General features: G+C 56.0%; 4 protein-coding genes. 1 reads left to right on the top strand and 3 read right to left on the bottom strand.

The annotated features are described in order from the left end of the window. Positions 1–1,463 (top strand): MDR family MFS transporter (locus I656_RS01660; protein ID WP_020756570.1); only part of this gene is annotated, 1,463 nt, incomplete at its 5' end. Positions 1,464–1,663: 200 nt separating this feature from the next. Here I656_RS01660 and I656_RS01655 read toward each other — a convergent pair. The 3 genes from I656_RS01655 to I656_RS01645 form a co-directional block, all read right to left on the bottom strand. Continuing rightward, positions 1,664–2,023, bottom strand: coding sequence for a DUF779 domain-containing protein (locus I656_RS01655; RefSeq protein ID WP_033006606.1), 360 nt, complete (start codon positions 2,021–2,023; stop codon positions 1,664–1,666). A gap of 209 nt (positions 2,024–2,232) precedes the next feature. After that, complete coding sequence (adh, locus tag I656_RS01650; RefSeq protein WP_015375907.1) at positions 2,233–3,753, bottom strand: aldehyde dehydrogenase; 1,521 nt, start codon at positions 3,751–3,753, stop codon at positions 2,233–2,235. Between the two features lie 213 nt (positions 3,754–3,966). Next, on the bottom strand, positions 3,967–4,554 hold the full coding sequence (locus I656_RS01645; RefSeq protein ID WP_033006607.1) for a hypothetical protein: 588 nt from the start codon (positions 4,552–4,554) through the stop codon (positions 3,967–3,969). Positions 4,555–4,681 lie beyond the last annotated feature (127 nt).

Below are 4,681 nucleotides of genomic sequence, written 5' to 3' on the forward strand. Positions count from 1 at the left end.
TCATGACGTGGTTGACAACGGCGTACATGCTCACGTCAACGACGGTCGTGCCGATCGCCGGCAAGCTCGCCGACTTATTGGGCCGGCGGATTGTCTATGTGAGCGGGTTGGTCATTTTTATGGCTGGTTCCGCGCTTTGCGGCATGGCGAACGATATGACCGAGCTCATCATTTACCGCGGCATTCAAGGACTGGGCGGCGGGATTATGATGCCGATGGCCATGGTCGTCATCGGCGACGTCTTTACCGGCAAGGAGCGGGCGAAATGGCAAGGGGTGTTCGGCGGCTTGTACGGCCTTGCTTCGGTGCTGGGCCCGCAAATCGGCGGCTTTATCGTCGACCATTTGAACTGGCGCTGGGTGTTTTACATCAACTTGCCGGTGGGCATTCTCGCCACGGTGCTGATTGCCATGGGGTTAAGCAAATATAAAGCCGAGGGGCCGGTGAAATTTGACATCGCCGGGATGGCGACGTTGACCGTGGGCGTCGTCAGCCTGCTGTTGGGACTGACGTTTGGCGGCGACCGATATCCGTGGGGGTCGTGGCAAATCGTCTCGCTGTTTGCGGCCGCCGTTGTCTTTTTCGCTTTGTTTGTTTGGGCGGAAAAGCGGGCTGAAGAGCCGATCCTTCCGCTTTGGCTGTTTGGCAATCGGACGTTTACGCTGCTCAATGGCATCGGCTTTTTCATGAGCGTCGGCATGTTTGGCGCGATTATGTTTGTGCCGTTTTTCATGCAAGGCATCATCGGCGTGAGCGCCACCCAGTCCGGGACGATCATGACGCCGATGATGATTACGATGATCATCGGCAGCGTCGTTGGCGGCCGTTTGGTGTATCGGATCGGAGTGAAAACGCAACTCGTCGCCGGCATGATCATTATGGCGTCCGCATTCGGGCTCCTTGGCACGATGGATGTCGATACGTCCAAATGGACGGCGACGATGTATATGATTATTCTCGGTCTTGGCACCGGGCTTGTGATGCCGATTTTGACGCTCGCTTTGCAAGAAAGCTTCCCGAAATCAGAGCTTGGCGTCGTGACCTCTTCGAGCCAATTTTTCCGCTCCATTGGCGGGACGTTTGGGATGACAGTGCTTGGCGCCATCATGAACCACCGGTCGAGCGTCTTGCTTGACGAGCGGCTCATGCCAAAGCTTGAAGCGCTGCCGGCGCAGGCGAAAGGGCTTGTCGACCGCTTTGCCGATATGATCCATACCGACCCGCAAGGCTTGTATTCTGTCTTGCTCAGTCCGGAAGCGATGGCGAAAATTCCAGCGCCGCTTCGGGACATGTTCGTGCCGGTGCTGAAGCAGTCGCTTGTCGATTCCCTGCAGGCGGTCTTTTGGTTCGGGCTCGCGTTTATCGCGGTCGGCTTGCTTTTCGTGTTCGGCTTGAAGAGGATCGTCTTGTCCGATCGGGCGGAGGCGATGAAGCCGTTGAAGCAGGCAAAAGAGACCGAGTGAAGAAAAGGAAACGGCGGACCGCGCCTTTTCGGCGAGAAGGCGGGCCGCCTTTTTTGTGGGCGGCAACGAACAAAAGAGCGATGAGGCATCCAGAGGTAGGCGTCGGTTTGCTTTTGTGCCGCTCATTTCGCCGGGCGGGTCTCGCATCAACGCGATGCTCGGCGCTTGGCAGCTTCACGGTGACGATCGGCAACGGGCGGCTACGGCGCGCCTGCCTCTGCGCTTTGGCCGAAGACGCGCGAGCGGGTGAGAAAGCGAACGCCTTCCGGGCCTTCGAGGGAAAACATGCCGCCGCGCCCCGGAACGACATCGATGATGAGCTGCGTATGCTTCCAATATTCGTATTGCGCCTTAGCGATGTAAAACGGGCAGCCGCCGATTTCGCCAAGCAACACGTCGGAATCGCCGACGATCAACTCACCGAGCGGGTAGCACATCGGCGAGCTGCCGTCGCAGCAGCCGCCGGATTGATGGAACATGAGCGGGCCGTACTTGGCTTTCAGCTTTTCGATTAACGCTAACGCTGCTTCGGTGGCGATGACTTTCGGTTCTTCAGCCATTGGGTGTCCCTCCTTTGCATTCATGCATTTCGTTTGTTTTCAGTATGGGCGGTCAATCGGCGGCCCGCCGCTTGGCGGAGAACGAGTGAGACAACAGCAGTGTCGTCAAGGCAAAAGAGGGTGTCCCGAACGGAACCGGGACACCTTGTCAACATGGTGGGCTCTTCGCCTCAAAACGGGGAGGCGGTGAAAGAGTGGGTGGGTGAGTATTAGAACAAGCCCAGTTTTTTCGGCGAATAGCTGACGAGCAAGTTTTTCGTTTGTTGGTAATGGTCAAGCATCATTTTGTGCGTTTCGCGGCCGATGCCGGACATTTTGTAGCCGCCGAACGCCGCATGGGCCGGATAGACGTGGTAGCAGTTCGTCCAGACGCGGCCAGCCTGGATGCCGCGGCCGAAGCGGTACGCGGTGTTGATGTCGCGCGTCCAGACGCCGGCGCCAAGGCCGTACAGCGTCTCATTGGCGATCGAAAGCGCTTCGTCATGATCTTTAAACGTCGTGACCGCGAGCACTGGGCCGAAAATTTCTTCTTGGAAAATGCGCATTTTGTTATGCCCTTTGAAAACGGTCGGCTTGACGTAATAGCCGCCGGACAGTTCTCCTTCGAGCATGTTCCGCTCGCCGCCGATCAAAAGTTCGGCGCCTTCTTGTTTGCCGATGTCGATGTATGACAAAATTTTCTCGAGCTGTTCGGAGGAGGCTTGGGCGCCGATCATCGTTTCCGTATCGAGCGGATTGCCTTGCTTGATTTGCTTGACGCGCTCAAGCGCCCGTTCCATAAAGGCGTCGTAAATCGACTCATGGATGAGGGCGCGCGACGGGCATGTGCACACTTCGCCTTGGTTTAAGGCGAACATCGTAAAGCCTTCAAGCGCTTTATCAAGAAAGTCATCGTCTTTGTCCATCACATCAGCGAAGAAAATGTTCGGGGACTTGCCGCCAAGTTCCAATGTGACCGGCACGATGTTTTGCGAGGCGTATTGCATGATGAGCCGTCCGGTCGTCGTTTCGCCGGTGAACGCCACTTTCGCCACGCGCGGGTTCGAGGCGAGCGGCTTGCCGGCTTCTAAGCCAAAGCCGTTGACGATGTTGACGACGCCAGGTGGGAGTAAATCTTCGATGAGTTCGATGAGAACGAGGATCGACGTCGGCGTTTGCTCCGCCGGTTTCAACACGACGCAGTTGCCGGCCGCGAGCGCTGGCGCGAGTTTCCAGGCCGCCATTAAAATCGGGAAGTTCCATGGGATGATTTGTCCAACGACGCCGAGCGGTTCTTTGAAATGATAGGCGACTGTGTCGTGATCGATTTCTGAAATCGTGCCTTCTTGCGCGCGGATGCAGCTGGCAAAATAGCGGAAATGGTCGATGGCAAGCGGAATGTCAGCCGCGAGCGTCTCGCGGATCGGCTTGCCGTTTTCCCACGTTTCGGCGACGGCCAGCATTTCCAAATGTTCTTCCATCCGATCGGCGATTTTGTTCAGCAAACGGGCGCGCTCCGCTGGAGACGTGCGTCCCCAGGCGTCTTTGGCCGCGTGGGCGGCGTCAAGCGCCAGTTCGATGTCCGCCGCTTTGGAGCGCGGCACTTCGCAATACGGCTGTCCGGTGATGGGCGTGATGTTTTCAAAATACTCGCCGTCGACCGGCGGCACCCATTTGCCGCCAATGAAGTTTTCGTAGCGCTTTTTAAATGTGACAAGCGCGCCTGGCTGGCCTGGTTGTGCGTAGATCATCCCCGATTCCTCCTCCATTTGAGTTTTTTGTATTCGCTTACAAAGGAAAGAATATTATAAAAATTCTTTCCAATGAATACAATATCATGACTGAACAATACTGTCAAATCGAAAATGTCCATGCAGCCGTATAGATGGTGATGAGAAGAGGCGCCCCGCTGCGTTTGGGGCGCCCTTGGTTGGCTTCAAGGACTTGAATCGACGGTTCGGCCATCAATCGACTTCCAAGCCTTCCAGCCAGCGGCTTGCGTAGACGCTGCAAAGATGGTGGAACACTTCGATCGCCTCGTTCGGGTCAGCTGCAAAAAAGGTGCTGGCGGCCGTTTCGTTTTCTTCGCGGACGAACTCAAGCAAAAAGTCGGTGGCGATCCGGTTGAACAAAAGAAGCGCGCCGTAGGAGCGCTCAAGCTGGCGTTTCCGCTCGAGCGGGTCATCGATGGACAAAAACGGACGCTCATAGCGGGCCGTCATCTCTGACAGCCGGCGCTGGATCTTGCGCTGGGCGTCCGTGAGCATCGCCTCGATCGTCTGTGGCGATAGAAAGGTTTGCTCGCGCAGCATATAGCCCCAAATTTGCTTGAGCGCATGGGCCGATTCGCTCGCAAACGCGATGTTGCCGAGCAGATCGGCAACGTATTGCTCGTCGTCATCAGTTTGAATGCGCAGCTTCATAATGATTTCGAGCACATCGGAATGAATTTTTTCTTTCTGCCATGATTTCGTCAGCTCATGAAGCAAGACGGAAAGCGAGCGTGCCAATTCTTCTTTCGTCATGATCAGCCAGTCCTTTCCCAGCAACATCATTCTCTTTCACATTGTATCATGACGGCTGTCTGGATAAAGCAGATCCGTTATGTTTCCGAATTGACGGAGGAAAACGGCGGTTTGAGCGAAGATTGGGATCCATCGTTTCATCTCTATTTCGCGC

The organism is Geobacillus sp. WSUCF1, from assembly GCF_000422025.1.
GTDB classification, from domain to species: Bacteria; Bacillota; Bacilli; order Bacillales; family Anoxybacillaceae; genus Geobacillus; species Geobacillus zalihae.